At 41.8% G+C, this 26,169-nt stretch carries 23 protein-coding genes, 1 other RNA gene and 1 other annotated feature; of the genes, 22 read left to right on the forward strand and 2 right to left on the reverse strand.

What is annotated here, in order from left to right; genetic code table 11:
* The first annotated feature begins 76 nt into the window (after positions 1-76).
* The 4 genes from recJ (at position 77) to dtd (ending at position 5,847) form a co-directional block, all read left to right on the forward strand.
* On the forward strand, positions 77-2,440 hold the full coding sequence (recJ, locus tag ACNQGS_RS00455) for a single-stranded-DNA-specific exonuclease RecJ (protein WP_491485642.1): 2,364 nt from the start codon (positions 77-79) through the stop codon (positions 2,438-2,440).
* On the forward strand, positions 2,431-2,943 hold the full coding sequence (locus ACNQGS_RS00460; RefSeq protein WP_423799187.1) for an adenine phosphoribosyltransferase: 513 nt from the start codon (positions 2,431-2,433) through the stop codon (positions 2,941-2,943). The genes recJ and ACNQGS_RS00460 overlap by 10 nt, the downstream gene beginning before the upstream one ends.
* A 254-nt stretch (positions 2,944-3,197) precedes the next feature.
* Positions 3,198-5,393 carry a RelA/SpoT family protein gene (locus tag ACNQGS_RS00465; RefSeq protein WP_491485809.1) on the forward strand — a complete coding sequence of 732 codons (2,196 nt, stop codon included), beginning with the start codon at positions 3,198-3,200 and terminating at the stop codon, positions 5,391-5,393.
* 13 nt (positions 5,394-5,406) lie between these two features.
* Positions 5,407-5,847 (forward strand): D-aminoacyl-tRNA deacylase, encoded by a 441-nt coding sequence (gene dtd, locus ACNQGS_RS00470; protein ID WP_213120052.1) that lies wholly within the window; start codon positions 5,407-5,409, stop codon positions 5,845-5,847.
* A gap of 43 nt (positions 5,848-5,890) precedes the next feature.
* Here the strand turns inward: dtd and ACNQGS_RS00475 are convergent, their stop codons facing one another.
* Entirely contained in the window at positions 5,891-7,678 is a 1,788-nt protein-coding gene (locus ACNQGS_RS00475; protein ID WP_491485643.1) for an N-acetylmuramoyl-L-alanine amidase family protein, read from the reverse strand.
* 164 nt (positions 7,679-7,842) lie between these two features.
* On the opposite strand from ACNQGS_RS00475, the gene ACNQGS_RS00480 reads away from it, so the two are divergent.
* The 16 genes from ACNQGS_RS00480 to trhO all read left to right on the forward strand — a co-directional run bounded on the left by ACNQGS_RS00480 (position 7,843) and on the right by trhO (position 23,050).
* Positions 7,843-8,019, forward strand: a complete 177-nt coding sequence (locus ACNQGS_RS00480) for a hypothetical protein (protein WP_213120054.1) — start codon at positions 7,843-7,845, stop codon at positions 8,017-8,019.
* A 63-nt stretch (positions 8,020-8,082) separates the two neighbouring features.
* Positions 8,083-8,323, forward strand: a binding site (T-box leader).
* A 78-nt stretch (positions 8,324-8,401) separates the two neighbouring features.
* On the forward strand, positions 8,402-9,673 hold the full coding sequence (gene hisS, locus ACNQGS_RS00485) for a histidine--tRNA ligase (protein ID WP_491485644.1): 1,272 nt from the start codon (positions 8,402-8,404) through the stop codon (positions 9,671-9,673).
* Between the two features lie 15 nt (positions 9,674-9,688).
* Positions 9,689-11,458 (forward strand): aspartate--tRNA ligase, encoded by a 1,770-nt coding sequence (aspS, locus tag ACNQGS_RS00490; protein WP_491485645.1) that lies wholly within the window; start codon positions 9,689-9,691, stop codon positions 11,456-11,458.
* Between the two features lie 67 nt (positions 11,459-11,525).
* A non-coding RNA gene (gene ssrS, locus ACNQGS_RS00495) (6S RNA) lies at positions 11,526-11,723 on the forward strand.
* A 95-nt stretch (positions 11,724-11,818) separates the two neighbouring features.
* Positions 11,819-13,006, forward strand: coding sequence for a nickel pincer cofactor biosynthesis protein LarC (gene larC, locus ACNQGS_RS00500; RefSeq protein WP_491485646.1), 1,188 nt, complete (start codon positions 11,819-11,821; stop codon positions 13,004-13,006).
* 2 nt (positions 13,007-13,008) lie between these two features.
* Positions 13,009-13,635: a nucleotidyltransferase family protein gene (locus tag ACNQGS_RS00505; protein ID WP_491485647.1), complete on the forward strand. Its 627-nt coding sequence runs from the start codon at positions 13,009-13,011 to the stop codon at positions 13,633-13,635.
* 87 nt (positions 13,636-13,722) lie between these two features.
* Positions 13,723-14,490, forward strand: coding sequence for a tRNA threonylcarbamoyladenosine dehydratase (locus ACNQGS_RS00510; protein WP_217033761.1), 768 nt, complete (start codon positions 13,723-13,725; stop codon positions 14,488-14,490).
* Positions 14,491-14,596: 106 nt separating this feature from the next.
* Complete coding sequence (locus ACNQGS_RS00515; protein ID WP_491485648.1) at positions 14,597-16,138, forward strand: spore germination protein; 1,542 nt, start codon at positions 14,597-14,599, stop codon at positions 16,136-16,138.
* Between the two features lie 7 nt (positions 16,139-16,145).
* Positions 16,146-17,255 (forward strand): GerAB/ArcD/ProY family transporter, encoded by a 1,110-nt coding sequence (locus tag ACNQGS_RS00520; RefSeq protein ID WP_491485649.1) that lies wholly within the window; start codon positions 16,146-16,148, stop codon positions 17,253-17,255.
* The gene (locus ACNQGS_RS00525; protein WP_491485650.1) at positions 17,230-18,477 is read left to right on the forward strand and encodes a Ger(x)C family spore germination protein; all 1,248 of its coding nucleotides are present in this window, start codon (positions 17,230-17,232) and stop codon (positions 18,475-18,477) included. The genes ACNQGS_RS00520 and ACNQGS_RS00525 overlap by 26 nt, the downstream gene beginning before the upstream one ends.
* Position 18,478: 1 nt before the next feature.
* Positions 18,479-18,634, forward strand: a complete 156-nt coding sequence (locus tag ACNQGS_RS00530; RefSeq protein ID WP_491485651.1) for a hypothetical protein — start codon at positions 18,479-18,481, stop codon at positions 18,632-18,634.
* Positions 18,635-18,782: 148 nt separating this feature from the next.
* Positions 18,783-19,709 carry an ABC transporter ATP-binding protein gene (locus ACNQGS_RS00535; protein ID WP_491485652.1) on the forward strand — a complete coding sequence of 309 codons (927 nt, stop codon included), beginning with the start codon at positions 18,783-18,785 and terminating at the stop codon, positions 19,707-19,709.
* A complete protein-coding gene (locus ACNQGS_RS00540) occupies positions 19,702-20,652 on the forward strand; it encodes an ABC transporter permease (protein WP_491485653.1) in 951 nt (316 codons plus the stop codon). The genes ACNQGS_RS00535 and ACNQGS_RS00540 overlap by 8 nt, the downstream gene beginning before the upstream one ends.
* 116 nt (positions 20,653-20,768) lie before the next feature.
* Positions 20,769-21,062: a HesB/YadR/YfhF family protein gene (locus ACNQGS_RS00545; RefSeq protein WP_378584136.1), complete on the forward strand. Its 294-nt coding sequence runs from the start codon at positions 20,769-20,771 to the stop codon at positions 21,060-21,062.
* 152 nt (positions 21,063-21,214) lie between these two features.
* Complete coding sequence (locus ACNQGS_RS00550; protein WP_491485654.1) at positions 21,215-22,054, forward strand: 2OG-Fe(II) oxygenase; 840 nt, start codon at positions 21,215-21,217, stop codon at positions 22,052-22,054.
* Between the two features lie 21 nt (positions 22,055-22,075).
* Positions 22,076-23,050, forward strand: coding sequence for an oxygen-dependent tRNA uridine(34) hydroxylase TrhO (gene trhO / locus ACNQGS_RS00555; RefSeq protein ID WP_423799171.1), 975 nt, complete (start codon positions 22,076-22,078; stop codon positions 23,048-23,050).
* Between the two features lie 58 nt (positions 23,051-23,108).
* Here trhO and ACNQGS_RS00560 read toward each other — a convergent pair whose 3' ends face one another.
* The gene (locus tag ACNQGS_RS00560) at positions 23,109-24,380 is read right to left on the reverse strand and encodes a replication-associated recombination protein A (RefSeq protein WP_491485655.1); all 1,272 of its coding nucleotides are present in this window, start codon (positions 24,378-24,380) and stop codon (positions 23,109-23,111) included.
* A gap of 157 nt (positions 24,381-24,537) precedes the next feature.
* Between ACNQGS_RS00560 and cymR the strand changes: the two genes are divergently transcribed.
* Both cymR and ACNQGS_RS00570 read left to right on the forward strand, forming a co-directional pair.
* Positions 24,538-24,957: a cysteine metabolism transcriptional regulator CymR gene (gene cymR / locus ACNQGS_RS00565; protein ID WP_213144757.1), complete on the forward strand. Its 420-nt coding sequence runs from the start codon at positions 24,538-24,540 to the stop codon at positions 24,955-24,957.
* A gap of 45 nt (positions 24,958-25,002) precedes the next feature.
* The gene (locus ACNQGS_RS00570) at positions 25,003-26,145 is read left to right on the forward strand and encodes a cysteine desulfurase family protein (protein ID WP_491485656.1); all 1,143 of its coding nucleotides are present in this window, start codon (positions 25,003-25,005) and stop codon (positions 26,143-26,145) included.
* Positions 26,146-26,169 lie beyond the last annotated feature (24 nt).

A 26,169-nucleotide genomic window follows, 5' to 3' on the forward strand; every position in this document is an offset into this window, starting at 1 on the left:
TTGGCTAATATATCCATCATTGAAAGGGACCTCATGCTCCTGTATAATAAGAAGGTCTAAAGGGGTGAACTTCTACATGTTAAAGTCTAAAACAAGATGGATTGTTCGTGAATCAGATCCGACCCTAGTAAAAGAACTGGAAAACGAGTTGGAAATTACACCTCTAGTGGCTTCGCTGCTTGTTAACCGCGGATTAGATACCGTTGATTCTGCACGGTATTTTTTATTTGGAAAAGATGACTTCCACGATCCCTATTTGTTAAAAGGGATGGATATCGCTGTTAAACGTATTCGTGAAGCAATCGAACGGAAGGAACCGATTCTTATATTTGGCGATTACGATGCGGATGGTGTCAGTAGTACATCCGTGTTAATGATTACACTCAGAGATTTAGGGGCAGACGTCCAATTCTATATTCCAAACCGTTTTACAGAAGGCTATGGCCCTAATGAGCCTGCCTTTCGCCATGCGGCGGAAGCGGGAATAAAGTTGATTATTACCGTAGATACCGGAATTGCCGCTATTCATGAAGCGGCGGTAGCAAAGGAATTGGGTGTGGATTTAATCATTACGGATCACCATGAACCAGGGCCTGTTTTGCCGGAAGCTTTGGCGATTATTCATCCAAAGCTGCCTGACAGCATTTACCCGTTTCGCGAACTTGCTGGTGTGGGGGTTGCCTTTAAATTAGCCCACGCCTTATATGGAAAAGTGCCTGAGCATTTGTTTGAAATTGCGGTGATTGGTACAATCGCCGATTTAGTCTCTTTAAAAGACGAAAACCGGCTGATTGCCAAAAAGGGCCTAGAAAGATTGAAGGTCACTGAGAACATTGGTTTGCGGGCCATTTTTAAAATCGCTGGTGTTAATTTGCAAACAATAAATGAAGAAACCATTGGTTTTACACTCGCACCTCGTATCAATGCCGTAGGCAGGCTTGAGGATGCCGATTTGGCGGTCCGTCTCCTTCTTACCGATGACTCTATGGAGGCAGAGGAATTAGCCGCTGAGATGGATGTCCTAAATAAAACAAGGCAAACCATCGTAAACACAATAACCGAAGAGGCAATTGCGGAAGTTGAAAAGAATTTCCCGATTGAGGCCAACAAGGTTTTGGTGATTGGCAAGGAAGGCTGGAATGCCGGTGTCATTGGGATCGTCGCCTCGAGACTGGTTGAAAAATATTACCGCCCGACAATCGTGCTAAGTTTTGACCATGAAAAAGGGCTGGCAAAGGGCTCGGCACGCAGTATTCCCGGTTTTGATCTTTTTCATAATTTATCAACTTGCAGGGAAATCCTGCCTCATTTTGGCGGACATCCCATGGCTGCAGGAATGACACTGAAAATTGATGACGTACCAATCCTAAGGGCGCGCTTAAATAAGTTAGCCGATGACCTCCTATCGGATGAGGATTTTATTCCGGTAACCTTTCTTGATGAAGAGGTTCATCTAGAGGATATTCATTTAACCACCTTGGAAGAAATGAACCTGCTGTCACCATTCGGAATGGATAACTCCAAACCAAAGGTGTTAATCAACCAGGTGGATGTTGCCAGTATCAGAAAAATCGGCAGCGAGCAAAATCATCTGAAACTATCGCTTAGTGAAAATGACGCCAATCTTGATGGGGTAGGCTTCGGTTTGGGTTCCATTGTTGATGAGATTTCTCCATCGGCTAAAATTTCGTTAATTGGTGAATTATCGATTAATGAATGGAACAATATACGTAAACCGCAAATCATGGTACAGGACATTGCTGTAGAGTCGTGGCAGCTGTTTGATTTTCGCGGCCAAAAGCGGCTGAATAGCATTGCTGCTACGGTGCCTGCAGAAAATAGGAAGATTATCCTTTTTAATCAATCCCATCTTGAAAAACTTGCTCCAAACCTTCAACAGGAAAGCATTATGATTCGGGACACAATGGAAGCGAGTGCATTTAATGGCTATGAAGGTAACATTATACTAGCAGATTTTCCATCTTCAAAAGAGCTTTTAACGGAATTGTTAAAGGGGAATAAGCCTGGAAGGATTTACGCTTATTTTTATAAAGAATCCAGTGATTTTTTCAGCACCTTACCGACAAGAGAACATTTTAAATGGTATTATGCTTTTCTTTTGAAAAATGGACCTATTGATTTGAAAAGGTATGGCGACGATATCGCCAAACGCCGCGGCTGGTCAAAGGAAACGATTAATTTTATGTCAAAGGTGTTTTATGAATTGGATTTTGTTACAATAAATAATGGTTTTATTACTTTAAATCGGTCAGCGCAAAAGCGCGATTTAACTTATTCGCCAACCTATCAATTGAAAAAGAACCAATATGATCTTGAAAGGGAATTATTGTTTTCATCCTATCAAGAATTAAAAGGCTGGTTTGATGGGATTATTGGTGAGTCAGTTGTAATTGAGGAGGCAGTAAAGGAATGGATTTAACAAAGTTTGTGGCAATTGTACCGGATTACCCAAAACAAGGTATTGTTTTTAAAGATATTACTCCTTTAATGGGTGATGGCGAAGCATATAAATATGCGACAGACCAAATCGTCGCCTATGCCAAGGATAAGGACATCGATATTATAGTTGGACCTGAAGCGCGCGGCTTCATCATTGGCTGCCCGGTTGCGTATTCTCTTGGAGTGGGCTTTGCTCCTGTTCGTAAGGAAGGAAAGCTTCCTCGTGAAACAGTTAACGTCAGTTATGGACTGGAATATGGGACAGATGTCTTAACCATTCATAAAGATGCGATAAAACCTGGTCAGCGTGTCTTGATTACGGACGATTTGCTGGCAACCGGCGGAACGATTGATGCAACGATTAAGCTGGTTGAGCAGCTCGGCGGTGTAGTGGCTGGAATCGCCTTTATCATCGAGTTGACTTACCTAAACGGCAGAAGCAAGCTTGATGATTATGATATACTAACATTAATGCAGTATTAACGTTTCATGAGGGCACTCGAAAGCATGAGTGCTCTCTTTATATAATGAAAAAAGATTAAACTCTTTACATCTTGGTTATTTTTTTCGATAATAGTAACAATCATTCTAATTTAGGAACAATTTTTCCTAGATTGAATTTATATAAAAATACAAATTCCGTTTTTTGGCATATAGAGAAACAACAAGCTCGTCAGATTTATAAAAAGAATGCTGATGGCTCATAAAACGAGATGGAAAATAAAAAAGGTGATTTCATGGCGAATGATCAAGTGTTAACATCCGACCAAGTCATCGACAAGACAAGAAAATATTTAAACGAAGAGCATGTGGAATTAGTCAAGAAGGCATATGATTTTGCTAAGCATGCTCATCGTGATCAATATCGTAAATCAGGTGAGCCATATATTATCCATCCAATTCAGGTCGCCGGCATTTTGGCTGATTTGGAAATGGATCCATCAACGGTGGCGGCAGGTTTTCTTCACGACGTCGTTGAGGATACGAATGTTTCCTTGAAGGATATTGAACATACTTTTAATGCCGAAGTGGCTATGCTTGTCGATGGGGTTACGAAACTGGGGAAAATTAAATATAAATCTCATGAGGAACAGCAGGCGGAGAACCATCGGAAAATGTTCGTGGCCATGGCACAGGACATCAGGGTTATCCTTATTAAGCTTGCCGACCGTTTGCATAATATGCGGACGTTAAAGCATCTTCCGTTGGAAAAGCAGCGTCGGATTGCCAATGAGACACTTGAAATATTTGCCCCTTTAGCCCATCGTCTTGGTATTTCAACAATTAAGTGGGAGCTTGAGGATACTGCATTACGATATTTAAATCCGCAGCAATATTACCGGATCGTCAACTTAATGAAAAAGAAGCGGGCGGAGCGGGAGCAATATCTTGACGATGTTATTGACGAAGTGAAGGCGCGCCTTTCTGATGTCTCCATTAAAGCAGATCTTTCTGGACGTCCCAAGCATATTTACAGCATTTATCGGAAAATGGCCTTGCAGAATAAGCAATTCAGTGAAATTTATGATTTGCTCGCTGTTCGTATTGTCGTCAATAGCATAAAGGATTGCTACGCCGTTTTAGGGATTATTCATACATGCTGGAAGCCGATGCCAGGGCGTTTCAAGGATTATATTGCGATGCCAAAGCCGAATATGTATCAGTCCCTTCATACCACGGTTATCGGTCCAAAAGGCGATCCTCTTGAGGTGCAGATTCGTACGTCTGAAATGCACCGCATCGCCGAGTTCGGGGTTGCCGCCCACTGGGCCTATAAAGAGGGAAAATCCCTCAGCGATAGTTCTTCCTTTGAACAAAAGCTAACCTGGTTTAGAGAAATTCTTGAGTTCCAGAACGATACAGCTAATGCTGAAGAGTTTATGGAATCATTAAAAATTGATCTCTTCTCGGATATGGTGTTTGTTTTTACACCAAAGGGCGATGTAATTGAATTGCCGTCCGGTTCTGTTCCGATTGACTTCGCTTACCGGATTCACTCAGAAATCGGCAATAAGACGATTGGAGCCAAAGTGAACGGCAAAATGGTTACGCTTGATTACAGGCTGAAAACGGGCGACATCATTGAAATTCTAACCTCCAAGCATTCCTATGGACCGAGTCAGGACTGGTTAAAGCTTGCTCAAACATCTCAGGCGAAAAATAAGATTCGCGCTTTCTTTAAGAAGCAGCGCCGCGATGAAAATGTCGTCAAGGGCAAAGAGCTGGTTGAAAAGGAAATCCGAAATTTGGAGTTTGATATTAAAGAAATTTTAACACCAGACAATCTTAAAAAAGTAGCCGAAAAATTTAATTTTACCAATGAAGAGGATATGTATGCGGCTGTCGGCTATAATGGGGTAACTGCGCTTCAGGTGGCCAACCGCTTAACGGAAAAATGGCGCAAAAAACGAGATCAGGAGCAGTCAGCAAGCCTTGCCAATGCGATTACTGATTTAAAGGCGTTCCCGCAGTCTAAAAAGCGCGAATCTGGAGTCCGTGTCCAAGGCATTGATAATCTGCTAATCCGCTTGTCCAGGTGCTGTAATCCTGTTCCAGGGGACGAAATTGTCGGCTATATTACGAAAGGGCGCGGCGTTTCCGTTCACCGTTCGGATTGTACGAATATTGACACCGGCGATGCCCAGTCGAGACTTATTCAGGTAGAATGGGAATCCGCCTTAAATGACCGGAAAGAATACAATGTCGATATCGAGATCAGCGGCTATGACCGGAGAGGGCTGTTAAACGAGGTTCTGCAGGCTGTGAACGAGACGAAAACCAATATATCCGCCGTATCCGGCAAAACGGACCGCAATAAGATGGCGATGATTAACATGTCCATTGCGATTCATAATGTTGCTCATTTACAAAAGGTCGTTGAGAGAATTAAACAGATTTCCGATATTTACTCGGTTCGCCGGATGATGAATTAAAGGAGTTTTTGTGATGCGAATAGTAGTTCAACGTAGCAAGGCGGCCAAAGTAACGGTGGGTGGCGAGGTGATTGGGCAGATTGAGAAAGGTCTTGTCCTGCTTGTTGGAGTCACCCATGACGATAAGATAGAGGATGCTGCTTATCTTGCAGATAAAATCGTCAATTTAAGAATTTTTGAGGATGCAAACGAAAAAATGAACATGTCCTTGCTGGATGTTGGCGGGGAGATTTTGTCCGTTTCGCAATTTACCCTTTACGGGGATTGCAGCAACGGAAGACGGCCAAGCTTCATCAAAGCGGCGAGACCCGAATATGCGGTGGAAATTTATGAAACCTTCAATCGTTTATTACGTGAAAAAGGAGTCCATGTCGAAACCGGTCAATTCGGGGCTATGATGGATGTGCAGTTAACAAACGACGGCCCGGTAACGTTAATTGTCGAAAGTAAATAACTGCATTAATGCGTTAAAAAGAGACTGACCTGGTCAGTCTCTTTTAATTTGCTTTAAAATATCTTGCAAGTCCCTCGTATAAACCTGATGCGGCATTTTCTTGGTAAGTGCTGGAGTTCAAAGTCATTTCTTCTTCCGGGTTGCTTAAATAACCTAACTCCATGAGTACAGCTTTTTGATTATTTTCCCTAATGACATGATAATCGCCAATGCGAACTCCGCGATTTTTTAGTTTAGCCTGTCCTACTGCAGCGTTGTATAAGGTGTCAGCCAAATTTCTTTGATAGACATGATAATAATAGCCTGTCATTCCGCGCACACTTCGATCTAAGTCACAGTCATAATGGAGACTAACGAACGCATCCGCATTATATGAATGGGCCATTCCAACCCGAGACTGCAGGGAAATAAAGGAATCATTGTTTCTTGTAAGATAGACATTTGCTCCGGCTGCCTTCAATTTATCATATAAAAGACGGCCAGTCCGAAGTGTCAAATCCTTTTCTAATGTCCCGTTCGCTCCCGTTGTTCCATTGTCGCCGCCGCCGTGACCAGGGTCAAGGACAATCGTTTTATTTTTTAAATAGCCTTCTGCTCCTGCTTTCTCAATCTGCGGTACAGAGCCGTTAGACGAGACGACCCAGCCGGCTACATAAGCAGTACTTCCATCTTTCAGTTTAATTTCATACCAGTCATTCTGCACGCTGCTGACAGAATAAGCTTCACCTTCATTTGCCCGCACCACTACATCTGATTGTACGCTAGGCGATTTACGGATGTTAGTTCCATTTTGCAGAATGGTGATGGCACTTTCCTTTACAGTTTGTCCAGCATCCGAAGAGGTCTTTGTTCCGCTCTTATCCAGATAAAACCCGGATACCCAGCCGAAGCTGCCAGATTTTAACTCTATTTTTGCCCAGTTATTGTTCTCTTCAACGATAGTAAAGCGTTGTCCTCTTGTTACAGTTCCAATCACTGAGGAATTTAAAGTAGCCCCGGAGCGAACTCTTAAACTATCGGCGGTAACAAAACCTGACATACTGGTTGTTTGCTTGATTTTCGCTGTATCTTTTGAGACCTCCGAATCAAGGTTAATAAATTCAGCACTGACCCAGCCCTTCACATTTAAATAGCTAACCTGTACCCATTTATTTTGCTGGGATAAAATCGCCACACTTGTCCCTTTTGTCAGTTTCCCGATAACCGGACTTGCTGCATTTGGTGACTGCCTTACATTCAACGTGTCGCCAATTACACTGCCCGTATCGGCACCGGCACGTGTACTTGTTTTATTACCCGCATTAGTAGCTGAACTATTTTCCTGCTGACCCGCTGTTTTTAAATCAATAAATTCCTTCGCAACCCAGCCCTCCCCGAACATTGAGGAGATTTTGTACCAATTTTCATTTTGGTCAATTACTTTAACTGCTTGACCTTTTGTTAAAGAACCAATGACCTGGAAGCTTGTCCCTGGACCGGTTCGGATTCTTAATTGACTGGAATTGGCAGTTGCAGCAGATTGACCGGAAGAGGAGACGGCTTTGGCTGTTTGTTCATTATCCTTTGTTACGAGCCAATTGACTACCCAGCCTGTTTTGGCAAAGGAAACTTGAATTTGTATCCATTCTCCTTGTTCTTTTACGATTGGAAATGTTTCGCCGCGGTTCACTTGCTTCAATAATGGATAGCTTAAACCGGGTCCGGTGCGAACATTAAGCGAATCCACGGCAATCGATACGCTGCCGCTTGCAGCGCTGCTTTTTCCTTCAGGCAGGAAGGCCCCCAAAAAAAGAATGATAGATAATAATAGCAGACTAAACCTTTTGTGCATATCTTCCTCCTTTACCATTTTATTTTAACGTAAAATATACTGAAAATCATTCCTTAAATGGTCATTTTTGGACAAGCTTTATTAAAAAATAAAAAGTGATGAAATTTTTTCTCACGAGATGGAAAGAATAAACACAAAAGGAAGTTTAACAGGGGGGATTTGCGATGCGGTCAAGTGACAAGGGAATGAACATCCAATCAATGAATGGCCGGCTGTTCGGTATGGATTTCCATGATTTTATTGAAAAGGAACAGCATTCTGGTTCCTATGAGCTTGCATCTGAATTTGGATTAACGATGAGGGATGTAAGAAAGCTAAAAAAACGTTTGGAGCGATCTTAAAACTTGCTTGACAAAAGTTGCTGTTGCTCCGTATTATTATTAAATAATCAAAATATTATTTGCATAAAACCAATGATGGAGCATAGTAGTTAAGACAATCCATGAAAAGAGAGAAAATGCCCTGGGCTGAAAGCATTTTTGCATGAATCTTAATGAATGAACACTCCGTAGGTTTCTCTCTGAAAAAGGGTATTCCTCTATTAGGAGAAGAACGTGGCAGGCGTTAACTGTTTTGAGAGGAAGCCGCTGAACTTAAGCGCGCTTCAACTAGGGTGGCACCGCGGATTAAACTTCCGTCCCTTGTTTTTATACAAGGGATGGGAGTTTTTTTATTTTGTTTTGAACCGCCATACATAAATACGTATTTAAGGAGGTCATTGGCATGTCAATAAACATACCAAGAGGAACCCAAGACATATTGCCAGGAGAAGTAGAGCTATGGCAGATGATTGAAGAGAAGGCTAGAAAACTTTGTGAAAAATATCAATACCAGGAAATCCGAACTCCTATCTTTGAACACACGGACCTTTTTTCCAGAGGTGTCGGTGACACCACCGATATCGTTCAAAAGGAGATGTATACATTTGAAGACAAGGGCGGCCGCAGCATTACTTTAAGACCGGAAGGAACGGCATCTACTGTACGGGCATTTGTGGAGAAAAAGATGTTCGGGCTTCCAGGTCAGCCGATCAAGCTTTATTATATGGGGCCGATGTTTCGATACGAACGTCCCCAATCTGGACGTTACCGCCAATTCGTCCAATTTGGCGTTGAAGCATTAGGCAGTAACGACCCGGCGATTGATGCGGAAGTCATTTCGCTTGCGATGAATCTATATAAAGAAATGGGTTTATCAAAGCTGAAGCTGATCATTAACAGCCTTGGTGACAAGGAGAGCCGAAATGCGCACCGTGAAGCGCTAATCAATCATTTCAAACCAAGAATCGGTGAGTTTTGTTCGGACTGTCAAAACCGTTTGGAAAAAAATCCGCTTCGAATTTTGGATTGCAAGCAGGACCGCGACCATGAGCTAATGCAGACGGCACCGTCCATCATTGATTATCTCAATGATGAATCTAAAGCTTATTTTGGAAAAGTCCAACAGTATTTAACCCAGCTTGATATTGAATTTGAGGTAGATCCAAACCTTGTCCGTGGTCTGGATTATTACAACCACACCGCCTTTGAAATTATGAGTAATGCCGAGGGCTTTGGTGCCATTACGACACTCTGCGGGGGCGGCCGCTATAACGGGCTGGTCGAGGAAATCGGCGGTCCGGAAACACCGGGCATCGGTTTTGCTTTAAGTATTGAGCGTTTCATTGCCGCTCTTAAAGCAGAAGGCATTGAAATGGAAATCAATCAAGGGATTGATTGCTACCTTGCCGCACTTGGAGAGGAAGCAAAGGATTACACTGTCGGCCTCCTGCAGCAGCTTCGTTTGGCTGGTTTTTCCGCAGAGCGGGATTATTTAAATCGAAAAATTAAAGCCCAATTCAAGGCTGCTGACCGCTTACAGGCGCGTTATGTAGCTGTTCTTGGCGATGATGAATTAAAAAACAATAAAATTAATGTAAAAAATATGGAGACAGGCGAACAAGTGGAGGTTGAACTGAATTCCCTCGTCAACTATTTTCAAGGTTTAAAAGCATAAAGGAGGATTTTTAGCATGTTTGGGAGATCGTATTTTTGCGGTGAAGTTCCAGAGACCGCAGTTGGGGAAAAAGTAACGTTAAAGGGCTGGGTTCAAAGAAGACGCGACCTGGGCGGATTAATTTTTATCGATTTGCGCGACAGATCCGGCATTGTTCAAATTGTTTTCAATCCGGATGTTTCAAAAGAAGCTTTAAAAACAGCGGAAAAAATCCGTAATGAATATGTTCTTGATATCGTTGGCACAGTCATTGCCCGCGAACCTGGAACCATTAATGAAAATCTTAAAACGGGAAAAATTGAGGTTCAAGCAGAACAGGTAATAATCATTAACGAGGCAAAAACACCTCCATTTACCATTTCTGACAGGACCGACGCTTCTGAGGATGTCCGCCTGAAATACCGTTATTTGGACTTCCGCCGTCCGGTCATTTTTGAAACTTTAAAGATGCGTCACCAAGTGACAAAAGAAATCAGGAACTTCCTTGATGGGGAAGGTTTTTTGGATATTGAAACACCGATTTTGACCAAAAGTACACCAGAAGGAGCCCGTGACTATTTAGTTCCAAGCCGCGTGCATCCTGGTGAATTCTACGCACTGCCGCAATCGCCGCAGCTGTTTAAGCAATTATTGATGGTTGGCGGCGTAGAACGTTACTATCAAATTGCCCGCTGCTTCCGCGACGAAGACCTTCGTGCAGACCGCCAGCCGGAATTCACACAAATCGATATTGAAACAAGCTTTTTAAGTCAAGAGGACATAATGGCCTTGATGGAAAAAATGATGTCAAAACTGATGAAGGAAGTAAAAGGTGTAGAGGTGGCAGCGCCATTCCCGCGTATGGGCTATGACGAGGCGATGAGCCGTTACGGTTCAGATAAGCCTGATACCCGCTTTGGATTGGAATTAGTGGATGTATCTGAAATCGTGAAAGAGTCTGGTTTTAAGGTGTTTGCTTCAGCAGTTTCAAGCGGCGGCCAAGTGAAGGCAATCAATGTAAAAGGCGCGGCAGATAAATACTCCCGTAAAGATATCGATGCACTTACTGAATTTGTGGCTGTTTACGGTGCGAAAGGTCTTGCTTGGCTTAAAGCAGAAGCTGATGGTCTAAAAGGGCCGATTGCAAAGTTCTTCTCTGAAGAAGATGCAGCAGCCCTGAAAGCTACACTGGAGGCTTCCGAAGGCGACCTGCTGCTGTTTGTAGCTGATAAAAAGAGTGTAGTAGCTGACGCGCTGGGTGCTTTACGGTTAAAGCTTGGCAAAGAATTAGAGCTAATCGACCAAAGCCGTTTCCATTTCTTATGGGTGACAGACTGGCCGCTGCTTGAATTCTCAGAAGAAGATGGCCGTTATTATGCTGCCCATCATCCATTCACGATGCCTGTCAGAGAAGATCTGGAGTACTTAGAGACTGATCCTTCCAAGGTTCGCGCCCAAGCCTATGACCTTGTGCTAAACGGCTATGAGCTAGGCGGCGGATCGTTAAGAATATTTGAACGGGATATTCAGGAGAAAATGTTCAGTGTTCTTGGTTTTACGCCTGAACAGGCCAAAGAACAATTTGGCTTCCTGCTGAATGCTTTTGAATACGGTACACCACCGCATGGCGGAATCGCTCTCGGGCTCGACAGATTGGTTATGCTGTTAGCTGGCAGCACCAACCTTCGCGATACGATTGCCTTCCCTAAGACAGCGAGCGCAAGCGACTTGTTAATGGCAGCACCAAGCGAGGTTTCCGAGGCCCAATTACAGGAACTCAACTTGTCACTAAAAATTAATAAATAGCAGGCATTAGCTCACATGGTCTCCTTGAAGGTGCTTTGAAAATATGCTATGATTAAGTCAATCAAGAAGAGTCCTGAGATGTACGTTGTGTTACCTGAAGTTTTGACCGAACATTGTTTATTTGGGAGTCCGGAGTTTTCTGAATGCGTAAATGCCCCACTCCATTGCGAGTAAGGGGACTTACAATAACAGGAATAGGGCACCCCCCTGCTGAGTGCGGGATCAAAACGAAGGATCAAAAAGCGACGGCACCATTGGGACTCTTCGTTTTTTCACAAACACACCTTCTGTCAGTTATGGCAGAAGGTTTTTATTTCATTTTTGATACATACAAAAATTAAGAATGGGTGGAAGCCAATAATGAAAACGCTCTATCTTGATTGCACTTTTGGCATTGCCGGGGACAGGGCTTTGGCCGCACTAATCGATTTAGGAGCCGACATCTCTTACATAGTTGATCATCTAAGAAAATTACCAATAGAGCCGTTAGGAATCGAAGTACATAATATTACGAATCAAGGCATTGCTGCAAAAAAAATAAGCATCTTTTACCAATCGGAAAAAAATCAACATCAGAGTGCGCAAGAGATATCTAAAATAATTGCAGAAAGTCAGCTCCCAGATAAAACTAAGGAACGCAGTCTGGCAATATTTTATGAATTCGCAAATGCAAAAGGAAAGCTAAATGGTATCGACTCCAATGAGGTTTATTTTGAAATAGCTTCTATAATCGAAATCATTGGCTTCTGCCTAGCGCTTGAAAGCCTCGAAATCGAAGAAATATTCGCATCACCCGTTCCAGCAGGTTTTGGCCACAAAATGACGGCTCACGGGCTTTATCCAATACCGTCTCCAGTCACGCTTGAGCTGCTAAGAGGGATTCCGCTTGCAGAACTAAACGTCCAAGGAGAATTGACTACACCAACAGGGGCAGCAATCTTGCGGGTGCTTGTGAAAAAATTTATGCCTATTGGCGGTCTTGTTGTGGACAAGGTGGGGTATGGTGCTGGTGAAAAAGACCACCCAAATGTTCTTCGAGCCTTACTCATATCTCCGACGAACATCCAATCATCAACGAAGCCTGAGCCCAATCAAGAAAGAGAATCTATCTATATATTAGAAGCCCAACTTGATGATATGACTGGTGAGGGTCTTGGGTTTGCGATGGAACGTCTGCTGGCTGCAGGAGCTCTTGATGTTTTTTATACCCCTGTTTACATGAAGAAAAATAGGCCGGGCACCCTTGTAACCGTTTTGGTATCCTTAAACCTGGCGGACCGCTGTGAACAAATTTTATTGGAAGAGACTACTACCCTTGGGGTCCGAAGAAGCATGTGGAGCCGCAATATTCTTGACAGAAGATTTATTGAGGTTGGAACTCCCTATGGGCAAATTAAGGTGAAGCAGGCCAGCAGGGGGAATAAAATCCTCCACCAAGCTCCGGAATATGAGGATGTTGCAAGAGCAGCAAGGGAGCACAAGGTACCGTTTCAAACGGTTTACCATTTTGCCATGAAATTAGCAATGAATGAGCAGATAGGGGATTAAATATGGTCCATTTGATTCCCATTACAGCTGTTGTGTTAGCGGCAGGCAACTCCTCAAGGATGGGGGATTTTAAACCTTTGCTGCCTATCCAAGGGATTCCTATGCTTGAGTTGGTGCTAAGAAATGTTTTATCCTTCCCATTTGAAAATGTGATGGCAATAATCGGCCATAATGAAAATAAAATTAAAGATGCCATACATATTCCTGATCAGCGCTTTAAATGGGTAAGCAACATCCATTTTAATCAAGGTTTAAGCAGTTCAATAAAAACTGCTGTTCAGCAATGCAATGTTGAAACCTGCGGTCTATTGGTCTTTTTGGGCGATCAGCCTTTACTTAAGAAGTCAACAATACAACTAATAATCCAGACAATCCTGAAAACGAACGTAAATCAATCAAAGTACATTGTTCAGCCAACCTACAACAGTGTTCCAGGACATCCAGTTTATATATCTTCACAGCTGTTTCCATATGTTGGTGAAATAAGCGGAGATCAGGGGGCAAAAGCGATATTTAAGTTTGCCGATCAACATTTCCAAATTCCCATAGACGATGAAGGGACCATTTTAGATGCCGACACCTATGAGGATTATCAAGATATTATCCAAAAGATAAAAAAATCATTCTAGGTGCTTCTGTTTTCAGGAAAGTATGATATATTTTTTAAGGTGAAAACATAATAAAATAAATCGAATTTAATTTCTGGAGTGAACACTATGCTGCATCAATTTTCTCGTAATGAGCTTGCAATTGGTAAAGAAGGCCTTGATATAATGAAAAACAGCACGGTTGCCGTGTTAGGGATTGGCGGCGTCGGTTCTTTTGCCGCGGAGGCGCTTGCCCGTTCTGGAGTCGGCCGTCTAGTGTTGATAGATAAAGACGATGTTGACATTACTAACGTTAACCGCCAATTAATTGCTTTGCTATCCACTGTAGGCAGACCAAAGGTTGAAATTATGGAGGAGCGGATTAAGGATATTAATCCCGATTGTGAAGTTATTTCCCTAAAGATGTTTTATACAGAGGAAACGTATGAAGAAATCTTCAGCCACAAGTTAGATTTTGTTGTTGATGCTTCAGATACAATCATGTATAAAATCCATCTGATGAAGGAATGTTTAAAGCGAAATATCCCAATTATATCAAGTATGGGTGCCGCTAACAAAATGGATCCCACCCGCTTCAAAATTGCGGATATTTCAAAGACGCATACAGACCCAATTGCTAAGGTAATTAGAACAAAATTGCGTAAAGAACGAATTCACAAAGGCATTCCGGTTGTCTTCTCCGATGAAAGCCCGATTGTTATTCGTGAAGATGTTAGAAAAGTTGTTGGAAACGAAAAAGCCGAGATTAGGAAGGCGAAAATGCCGCCATCTTCTAATGCATTCGTGCCATCTGCATGTGGGTTAATCATGGCAAGCTATGTGGTTAGCCAATTACTAAAAGATATCAAAATCATGCGCGTAGCAGATGAGAAATAGTTTACCAGGCTCTAAGCAAAAAATGCTTAGGGCTTTTTTTTGCTGAAAAATCATAAATACCCCTAAAATTGGAAAGCTATAAAAAAATTGGGTGGGGTGGTTTATGATGAAAAAAAGCTTTTTAAAGCCGCTTCGCAATTTGTTTAAAACGGAATCTCAATTTTACGAACAATCAAACCAACAAAGAATTCATTTAAAAGAACAGGATATAAGCAGTCATTATGAACAAAATTTAGAAACTTTTAAGTCCATTTTTTCAATCCCAAAAAATTTTGATGTCAAGATACATGACTTTACCATCCGTGCCCTAAATCGCCGTGCATTTGTGCTGTACATCAGTACCATGGTCGACTTAGAACAAATTCGGAAAAATATTTTCGGGCCTCTTATTGAAAGCGATCAGCCAATAAGAGAGATTCAAGAGATTGTTACCTTTCCAATTGAGCGGACAAGCACCCAAATAGGAGAAATTACGGAGACCATCACCAGTGGCTTTACCGCGCTATTAATCGATGGTGATCCTCAATGTTATTTATTTGGAACATCGAAAGTCCAGGGACGCAGCATTGAAAAATCGGATAACGAAGTGATTGTCAGAGGGGCGAAGGAAGCCTTTAACGAAAAGCTGATTGATAATATTTCGTTAATCCGGAAAAAGATTAAAAATGAAAACCTGATTATTGAGGCTCACGTTGTTTCTAAACGTTCCAGGAATGATGTTCTGATCGTTTATGAACAAGACCTAGTGAATGATGAATTGCTGAAGACGATAAAGGATAAGCTTGAATCTTTGAATACTGACAGTATTATCGATTTAAGCATATTGGAGCAGTACCTTGAGGAACGGCCAAGATCATTGTTTCCGACCATTTTAAACACGGAACGCCCAGACCGGGCAGTATCTTTTATAGAAGAGGGACACATTGTTTTGTTAATGTCCAACTCGCCTAACTGCCTTGTTGTCCCGGCAACTTTTTGGGCCCTGTTCCATTCACCGGAAGACCATTACCTGCGGACACCGTATGGTAATTTCATTCGGCTTTTGCGATTTATGGCATTATTTATCTCAATTTTTTCCTCGTCCTTTTATATTGCGATAACAAACTATCATGTCGGGATGATTCCGCCCGATTTATTGATGGCCATGGCGGGTACAAGAGAACGAGTCCCTTTCCCTTCCATCATTGAAATTCTGATGATGGAACTGGCCTTTGAACTGATTCGGGAAGCGGGGCTGCGCGTGCCCTCTCCGATTGGGCCAACGATTGGGATTGTCGGTGCTTTGATTTTGGGCCAGGCAGCCGTTCAAGCCAACATCATTAGTCCAATTGTCATCATCGTCATCGCCTTAAGCGGGTTAAGTTCCTTTATTATCAGCGATACCAGTATGAATTTTGCGATTCGTTTAAGCCGCTTTTTGTTTATTTTTGCTGCAGGTTTTATGGGGATTTATGGAATGGGGGCATTAATGGTATTAGGCCTCTTTTATTTGGTCTCATTAAAGTCATTCGGTGTTCCTTACTTTGCACCGATGACCCCGCATTTCTCTTCGGGAAGGGACTTAATCATACGTCCAGTACCCATGAAGCAAAGGTTACGCCCGGGTTATCTAAAGCCGAAAGATATGGTTAAACAAAGAAGGGATTAAGATTAGCATGAAACAGCAGCCGGGAAAACTTGGTATTCGAGAGTATGTATCAATCGCGATTTTGATGGTCGGTTTAAAAGCGACTGAAGAAACACCAGCCGGTTTATATAATATGGTCCAAAATGCAGCGTGGATGATACCACTTTTATCGGCAGTATTCTTCTTCATCCCACTCTTTTTGTTGATTAAAACAATGTCATTATTTCAGGGGGAAAACTTGTTTTCTGTGATTCAAAAATTACTTGGCCGCTACTTCGGTTTTTTTGTTTGCCTTGTTGTTTTTGTCCTCAGTTCATTTGCCATCTCGTTTGATTCTCGAGATTATACCAATATCATACGGGCATATTATTTTAATACGACACCCGTGTTGGTCCTTTATGCCATTTTAATAACGATTTGTGCTTATGGAGCGAAGAAAGGAATTCAGCATATCGGGTCGGTTTCTTATTTAATTATTTTTTATGTCATTCTCTCTTTACTTGTTGCGTTATTATTAAGTACTCAAGATAGTAATATTCAGGCCATGCTGCCAATTTGGGGGTCGGGAAAACTTGCTATTTTAAAGCAAAGCTCGCAAAGAATATCGATGTTTGCTGAATTTTTTATGCTTACCATGCTGGTTCCCTACTTGAGGTCAAATAAGGAATTTCAAAAAGCCACTTGGATTGCTTATTTTAGTGTCAGTATTCAAACAAGTATTTCAACACTATTTTTCATTTGTTTAATGGATGAATCTTTAGGGGGAATGGGTTATCCATTTCATACGACGATTCGCTATATTTCACTGGGAAGTTATATTCCCAATATCGAGATCTTCTTTTTTGTCATCTGGATTATGGGAGTCTTTATCCGCTTCGCTGCTTTTTTGTATATAATTGCCCTGATGTTCGGTCATATTTTCAAAATCAAGGACTTTGAATACTTGATTCCACTGCTTGCAACCCTTTATTTATTGATTGGTAATATGCCAAACAATCCAATTGAGGTGGCGCTGGAACTAAAACCGTTGATTGGGGCGATAGCCGGTCCCGTGTTTTCTGCCATTGCCCTGATATTATGGCTGTCTGCCTGGTTAAAAGGAGAATTTAAACATGCAAAAAACAAAAACAGTATGTAAATTTTTGTTGATAGTCGTGATTGTTTTTTCCTTAACAGGCTGCTGGGATCGTGAGGAAATGGAGGATAAATCCTATGTGATTGGACTCGGGCTTGACCGTTCTAAACACAAAGGAAAAATTAAAGTAACCATGCTGCTTGCTAACCCGGAAGTAGGGAGTCAGCAAGGCGGCGGCGGTTCAACGGAAAAACCCAGAGAGATTGTTTCATTTGATGCCAACGATATCATTGCCGCTAAAGTGACGGCAAATTCGGTTATATCAAGGGTTATTAGTTATGAATTATTAAAAATAATTGTTGTTTCCGAGGAATTTGCGAAGGATCCCCGATTTTATAACATCCTGAATGATATAGTTTTTGATAAAGAAATACGCATGAATGGCTATTTGGCAGTTTCAAAAGAAAAGGCTGCTGAGTACTTTTTAAAAAACAAACCAAAAATGGAGACCAGGCCGCATAAGTACTTTCAATACATGATTGATCATGGTATTGAAAATGGTCTGATCCCTGATTCTACTCTTTTCCGCTTTTTTAAGACAACAGATAGAGGAGCAGACCTTTTTTTAGCGATGAACACATCCACTGTTAGGGAAAAGCATCCTAAATTTAAAGGGGAAGATGAATATTTTGCCGGGCAGCTGAATGCATCCGGGGAGTTCGATGATACTCAATTTATCGGGTCGGCAGTGTTTAGAAAAGGTGTAATGATTGGAAAGTTAACCGGCCAGGAAACAAGTATGGTCAATATTCTTGATGATACTACAAACATGAGTGATTTTTTTCTTGATATTCCTAATCCCTTTCCAGGCAAACGAAAATCATTTGCCGTAAGAGTGATAAAAAAAGAAAACAATAAAATCAAAATGGACCTAAAGGGGTCTCGTCCAAAGATTTTTATTACCATACCCGTAAAATTTGAAATCATGTCAAATCCTTCGAGGATTGACTTTACGAAAAGGAAAAATCAAGAAGTCTTAAAAAAGCAAATCACCAGCCATTTTAAAACGGAACTTGAGAAGTTTTTGAAAAAAACACAAAAAGAATTAAAAGGTGCCCCATATCCGTTGTCCTTTTACGCTCGGAGATATTTTGGAACCAACCCTGAATTTGAAAAATTCAATTGGCCGAAATCGTATTTAAAAGCAGAAATATCCGTAAATCCCGAAGTTGAAATAATAGATTTCGGTAAAAGGCAAAAGAAAAACTTAAAGGTGGAGAAATAACATGAGAATCCTATCAATCGTTGTGTTGTTTGTTATTATCCTTTATTCCCTTGGCTTTGGCATCACCTTGTGGAAGGATAAACAAAGATTGGGGGCGATAGCCGTTTTTTTCCTTTGTCTAGCTATTGTTGTCCTTCCGTTTTTTTCGATCTTTTAATCATTCTCAGTCTCCAGCCCTAGTTTCTTTCCATCTTCAGCCGCTTAATTCCCTCCTAAAATTAAGTTAAGATCATTAGTGAATTAGTAGGAAAATTTTAACTGATGGGTTAAAATGTAGGGGCACTCGAAGAGAGGGGAGAAAATCTTTGGAATCAATCGTAGAATTAAAAAATGTAACGAAAGTGATTAAAGGCAGAACGATTATTGACGATATCAGCTTTCAGGTATATAAAGGCGAGGTTTTTGGTTTTTTGGGGCCGAATGGTGCTGGGAAAACGACGACTATTCGGATGATTGTCGGCTTAATGGGAATTACTTCTGGGGACATCATTATTGGCGGTTCCAGCATTAAAACACAATTTGAAGACGCCGTCCGCCATGTTGGGGCCATTGTTGAAAATCCGGAAATGTACAAGTTTTTAACAGGTTATCAAAACCTGATACATTATGCGAGAATGGCCAAGGGAATAACGAAGGAAAAAATTGCTGAAGTGGTCGAACTGGTAGGACTGTCGGACCGAATCCACGACAAGGTGAAGACCTATTCTCTTGGGATGCGGCAGAGATTAGGGCTTGCACAATGTCTATTACATGACCCCGAGGTATTGATTCTTGATGAACCGACAAACGGTCTTGATCCTGCAGGAATTCGGGAAATCCGAGACTATGTCCGCCGTCTGGCACGTGAAAAAAATATGGCAGTCATCGTTTCTAGCCACCTCTTGTCCGAAATGGAAATGATGTGTGACCGAATCGGCATTATTCAAAATGGGCAATTGATTGATGTTCAGCAAGTGAAGGAATTCATTCAAGGCAATGAAACGGTCCATGAATTGGAAGTAATTCCGAGCGAAACTGCACTATCAATCGTAAACGCTTCCTTCCCGGATGCAGAGGCAAATCTGTCACGAAACGGAATATCTGTCAGTCTTTCAAAAGAGGATATCCCCCATCTGGTTAAAATCCTCGTCCAAGAAGAAATCAAAATTTTTGGCATAAAGGAAACAGCGAAAACTTTAGAGGACCGCTTCCTTGAAGTAACTAAAGAAAAGGAGGCGGAAGCCCATGTTTAATTTAATAAAAAATGAATGGATGAAAATTTTTCGGCGTCCCGGCACCTATGTCATGATTGCGCTGCTGATTGTTATAACCTGTATTGTCGGCGCCTTTTTTAAATACCAAGAAACTGGCTCTAATGCTGGTCCGGATAAAAATTGGCAGCAAACATTAATGGAAGAAAACGATGCTTTAAAGAAGCAGATGGAACAGAGCCGGACCAAAATAGAAAAGGATTTTTTCAAAGAGGAAATCGCCATCAATGACTATCGAATTAAACATAATCTTCCGGCAAAAGAGAAATTTAATGTTTGGTCGTTTGTTAAAGAAGCATCCGAACTCATCACACTAGCTGGCTTGTTTACGATTATCATTTCCGCCGGAATTGTTGCGAGTGAATTTAATTGGGGTACCATTAAACTGCTGTTAATTCGGCCAATCAATCGAAGCAAAATATTAATATCAAAATATCTGACTGTTTTATTGTTTGCGCTGACCATGCTGGCAATTTTATTTGTGTTTTCGACGGCCCTTGGCGCGCTGTTATTCGGAATGCCCGAGCAGGCCGCTCAGTATTTAAACTACCATAACGGAACGGTTACCGAGCAAAATATCGTGGTCCATTTATTAATCTATTATGGTTTAAGCTCCATTGATATGATTATGCTTGCGACGATGGCGTTCATGATTTCTTCTGTTTTCCGAAACAGTTCACTTGCCATCGGATTATCTATTTTCTTATTATTTACTGGAGCACAATTTACCGCGCTGCTGTCTCTTAAGTTTTCTTGGGCGAAATATATTCTATTTGCCAATACGAATTTAATGCAGTACTTTGAAGGAACCCCGATGGTCGAGGGGATGACGATGAATTTTTCAATCTTTATTCTAGTTATTTACTTTGTAATTTTTCAATTCTTGGCATTCTTTGTGTTCAAAAAACGGGATGTTGCTGCATAATCAGGTGAAATAGGGCTGTCTCATCTTAGCTGTTGAGACAGCCTCCTTTTTTCCAATTATAGTGAAATGAAGTGGGCAAACTATTTAGTAGACAAAATTATCTGGAGGACTTTTTTATGGAAATTAAAATCAGCAATCAGGCATTAAAATGGTTCAAAGAAGATATTGGCCTTAAGAAGGGAGATAAACTGCGATTTTATACGCAAGTTTATGGAAATAGTCCTATTCAGAAGGGGTACTCTTTGGCGTTTACTCAAGAGGAGCCCTTAAAAATAGCAGCCAGTACTGATCTGGATGGGATCCTTTTCTTTGTTGAAGACGGTGATGTCTGGTATTTCGACGGGCATGATTTACATGTTGATTATGATGCAAAAGAAGATGAATTGAGATATGAGTATGTTAAACCCTGACTCAGTCCATGGGGCAAGCCCTTTTGGTTTTACGGGCTATTTTTATAACCTAATAGGATAATTCGGGCGGGAACAAGGATATCCATCGCTGGTAATTTTCTTGTCGTTAAGAGATAATTGTTTGGTACTCGTTCTAAAAGGAGAAATATAGAGTGGAAAAAATCAAGCATATCTCCAGCGAATTTAAAGATTGGATCATACAGACATTAAATAGCGGTGCAAGCCCGGAGAAAATCGTCGATGCGATGATTAGTAAGGGATTCGATGAAACATTTGCATTAAGGATTTTATTGCGTATTAGTGGAAACCAATCGATTGTAACAGCTGATAAGCAAAGCCCTTATTATTATGAAATTCCTGAAATTGGCCAAAAGGGCAATAAACTATATGCAGGGGACCGGGAAATTAAGGTGCTTTCTAGAGTGGAGCATCCATTTATTCTGCATTTAGATAATGTGTTAAGCGACGAAGAATGTGACAAACTAATCAGCCTTTCAAGCGACAGATTACAGCCTTCTCATATAATTGATAAAAACACTGGGGAGAACCGTGCAGCTTCTGGCAGAACGAGCAAAGGAATGTATTTTACAATCAATGAAAATGGACACGTCTCCACAATTGAGAAAAGAATTGCTGAATTAACTGGCTATCCGATTGAAAATGGTGAAGGGCTGCAGGTATTGAACTATAAAATAGGTGAGGAATATAAACCCCACTTCGATTATTTTCCGGCAAACCAGGTTAAAGAAGATAAAGGGGGACAGCGGATCGGCACCTTTTTAATCTATTTAAATGATGTCGATTCAGGAGGAGAAACCGTATTCCCTAAGTTAGGAGTATCGATTGTTCCGAAGAAAGGAACAGCTGTTTACTTTCATTATGGGAATAGTAAGGGACAAGTCGATCGACTGTCCTTGCACACCAGTGTGCCGGTATCCGAAGGTGAAAAATGGGTTGCCACCAAATGGATCAGGCAAGGGAGAATTTACTAACAAAGATAGGGGCAGTAACAAATGACAGAAAATAAACCATATAGAGTATTACTATATTATATGTATGTACCAATCGAGAATCCGGAGGAATTTGCCGCTCTGCATTTGCAGTTCTGTAAGGAACTAGGACTTAAAGGACGAATTTTAGTGGCTGCCGAAGGGATTAATGGTACGGTATCGGGAACGGTCGAGCAGACTGAAAAGTATATGGAAATCATGCATCAAGACGAACGTTTTGCTGATATGGTTTTTAAAATTGATGAAGAGGATGAACATGCCTTTAAAAAGATGCATGTCCGCCATCGGTCGGAGCTTGTCACCCTTCGCTTAGAAGACGATATCAATCCTAATGAAACGACCGGTAAACATTTGAGTCCGAAAGAATTCTATGAGGCAATGCAGGATCCAAAGACCGTTGTCATTGATGCCCGAAATGACTATGAATTTGATTTAGGTCACTTTAGAGGAGCTGTTCGGCCAGACATAACAGCCTTTCGCGAGCTTCCGGACTGGATTCGGGAAAATAAACAGCAGTTTGAAGGAAAAAAAATCTTGACCTATTGTACTGGCGGAATTCGCTGCGAGAAGTTTTCAGGCTGGCTTGTAAAAGAAGGCTTTCAAGATGTTGGACAACTGCATGGCGGTATCGTGACCTACGGGAAGGACCCTGAAGTGCAAGGACAGCTGTGGGACGGACAATGCTATGTATTTGACGGAAGGATCAGTGTGCCGGTTAATCAGGTTGAACATGTTATCGTCGGAAAAGATTATTTCACGGGTGAACCTTGTGAACGATATGTAAATTGTGCAAACCCGGAATGCAATAAACAAATTATTTGCTCAGAGGAAAGTGAGCACAAATACCTTAGGGGCTGCACACATGAATGCCGAGTGCACCCAAGGAACTTGTATGTGAAGGAACATGAGTTAACGGAAGAAGACGTTGAATTGAGATTACAGCAGATTGGCGAAGAGTTTTCAGTTAAAAACAGCTGATCTAATTTATAAAAAAAAATGACGTGTGAATTGGTACACGTCATTTTTTTATACATGTTTAATTTTTTCGTGTAAGCTTTTCATAGACAGATGCGAGTGCCTGTTCGAATTTCCCTGTCTTTTTCGGCTGATAGTATTGTTTGTTCTTGATCCGGTCCGGCAGATATTGCTGCGGTACCCACCCGTTCTCATAGTCATGCGGATACTTGTAGCCAATGCCTCTGCCAAGCTCTTTCGCCCCTTTGTAATGGGCGTCTTTTAAATGGTCCGGGACATCGCCGGTTATTCCTCTTTGAATATCGGATAGGGCCGCATCAATCGCCAAAATAGCAGAATTGGATTTGGGCGACAGGCATAATTCAATTACCGCATTGGCAAGTGGAATACGTGCTTCGGGAAAGCCCAGCCTTTCTGCCGTTTCAATGGCCGCCAATGTCCGTGCTCCCGCCTGCGGGTTGGCAAGTCCGATATCCTCATAGGCAATTACAATTAACCGGCGGCTAATGCTTACTAAGTCCCCGGCTTCAATTAATCTGCCAAGATAATGAAGGGCGGCGTTTACGTCACTTCCGCGGATTGACTTTTGGAAGCCTGACAATACATCGTAATGAGCGTCCCCGTCTTTATCCGCGGCAATGCTTTTCTTCTGCAGGCATTCTTCAGCTGTTTGAACATCGACATGGATAACGTCATTTTCATCTGGATCTGACGAAAGAATGGCTAATTCCAAGGCATTTAAAGAGCTGCGGACATCTCCTCCTGAGCCTTGGGCAAAATGCTGAAGCGCCTCCTCGGTTATATCAACTTTTAATCTGCCGTAACCCCGTTCCTCATCTTCTAATGCCCGAACTAAGGTTTGCGTAACTTCATTAGGTGTTAATGGTTTAAGTTCAAAAATTTGACAGCGGCTGCGAATGGCTGGATTAATGGCATGATAAGGGTTGCTGGTTGTTGCCCCGATCAATACAATCATTCCGTTTTCCAAATAGGGCAATAGGAAATCCTGTTTGGCTTTATCTAACCGGTGGACCTCGTCCAACAGCAGGATTACTTTTCCGGACATTTTCGCCTCGGCAGCGACAATTTCCATATCTTTTTTATTATTTGTAACGGCGTTTAACGTTCGAAAGGCATATTTGGTACTGCCGGCAATGGCGCTCGCTATCGAGGTTTTTCCTATCCCGGGAGGACCATACAGAATCATTGAAGTCAGCTGCTTGGCTTTTACCATTCTAGCAATGATCTTGCCCTCACCGACAAGATGCTGCTGGCCGGCAACTTCTTCAATTGTTCGCGGCCGCATTCGAAATGCCAACGGTTTTTGCTGCATAGTAATCTCTCCAATAAATATTTTGCTATATCTTAACAATACCATTTCCTCATGGAAAAGCATATTAAAGAAGAATATGTTATAATTCTAATGCCTACCAAAATACTACGGATTTTTTTGAATATAGATTTTGAAAAAAAATAGAGGTGTTATTTTTATGAAAATATCTACAAAGGGCCGCTACGGCCTGACAATTATGATTGAATTAGCAAAAAATTACGGAGAAGGGCCGACTTCTTTAAAAACAATAGCCCAAGCGAATGACCTATCTGAGCATTATTTGGAGCAATTGATTGCACCGTTACGAAATGCTGGATTAGTGAAAAGTATCAGAGGCGCATACGGGGGTTATATATTAACTGATGTACCTGCCAAAATTACCGCTGGCGATGTCATTCGTGTGCTTGAGGGCCCGATTACACCGGTTGAAGGAATTGAAGATGAAGAACCGGCTAAACGGGAGTTGTGGATTCGCATTCGCGATGCAATTAAGGGTGTATTAGACAACACGACTCTAGAGGACTTAGCAAGCCACAGTGAAGATGGCGAAATGGAAGGTTATATGTTTTATATTTAATGACGAAGCTAATAATAGAGAATTATGTTGATTTGAGGTGTCATAATGGAACGAATTTATCTCGACCATGCCGCAACCTCTCCGATGCATCCAAAAGTGATTGAAAAAATGCATGAGACGATGAAATCCGTTTTTGGAAATCCATCAAGCATCCATGCTTTTGGCAGGGAAGCGCGACATTATATTGATGTGGCGCGGGCAACACTCGCGGGGAGCATTGGGGCAAAGGAAAACGAGATTATTTTTACAAGCGGCGGTACCGAAGCGGATAATATGGCCTTATTTGGCGTTGCGGAAAGCTATCAGCATTTAGGAAAGCATATTATCACTACCCAGGTAGAACATCATGCTGTTCTTCATGCTTGCCAGAAGCTTGAAAAAATGGGCTTTGAGGTCACCTATTTGCCAGTTGATGAAACAGGCAGGATTTCCGTTACTGACCTTCAGGAGGCGTTAAGGGACGATACCATATTAGTTTCCGTCATGTATGGAAACAACGAGGTTGGCACCATCCAGCCGATTGCAGAAATTGGCCGGCTTGTGAAGGATCATCAGGCAAAATTTCATACAGATGCTGTCCAGGCCTATGGGCTGGAAAAAATAAATGTCGATGAAAGTTATATTGATTTGCTATCGGTTTCTGCTCATAAAATAAATGGACCAAAAGGGATCGGTTTTCTTTATGTAAAGTCAAATGTTAAAATTTCACCACGTTTATTTGGCGGCGAGCAGGAGAGAAAACGGCGCGCTGGAACAGAAAATGTCGCATCTATTGCCGGGTTCCATGAAGCGGTTCTGATTGCGATGGAAGAACGTTCTGCAAAGAGAGAACAGTTTGCTGAGTATAAGCAGCTTTTGATGAACAAACTTCAAGAATCAGGGATTGAGTTCACTGTAAACGGATTGCTTGAAAATTCCTTGCCGCATGTATTAAACTTAAGCTTTCCCGGAACTAACGTGGAAGCCATGCTGGTTAATCTTGACTTGGCGGGGATTGCGGTTTCGAGCGGTTCTGCCTGTACGGCCGGATCAATTGAACCATCGCATGTCCTTGTGGCGATGTTCGGAAAAGGCTCAGAGCGATTGTCGAATGCAATCCGTTTTAGTTTTGGCTTTACCACGACAACCGAAGAAATCCTACAAGCGGCGGAGGAAACAGCGAAGGTTGTTTCGCGGCTTAGAAAATAAAAGCAAGATTATTTTGTGTGTAAA

The sequence above is a fragment of the Neobacillus sp. PVCKKU3 genome, assembly GCF_058323225.1.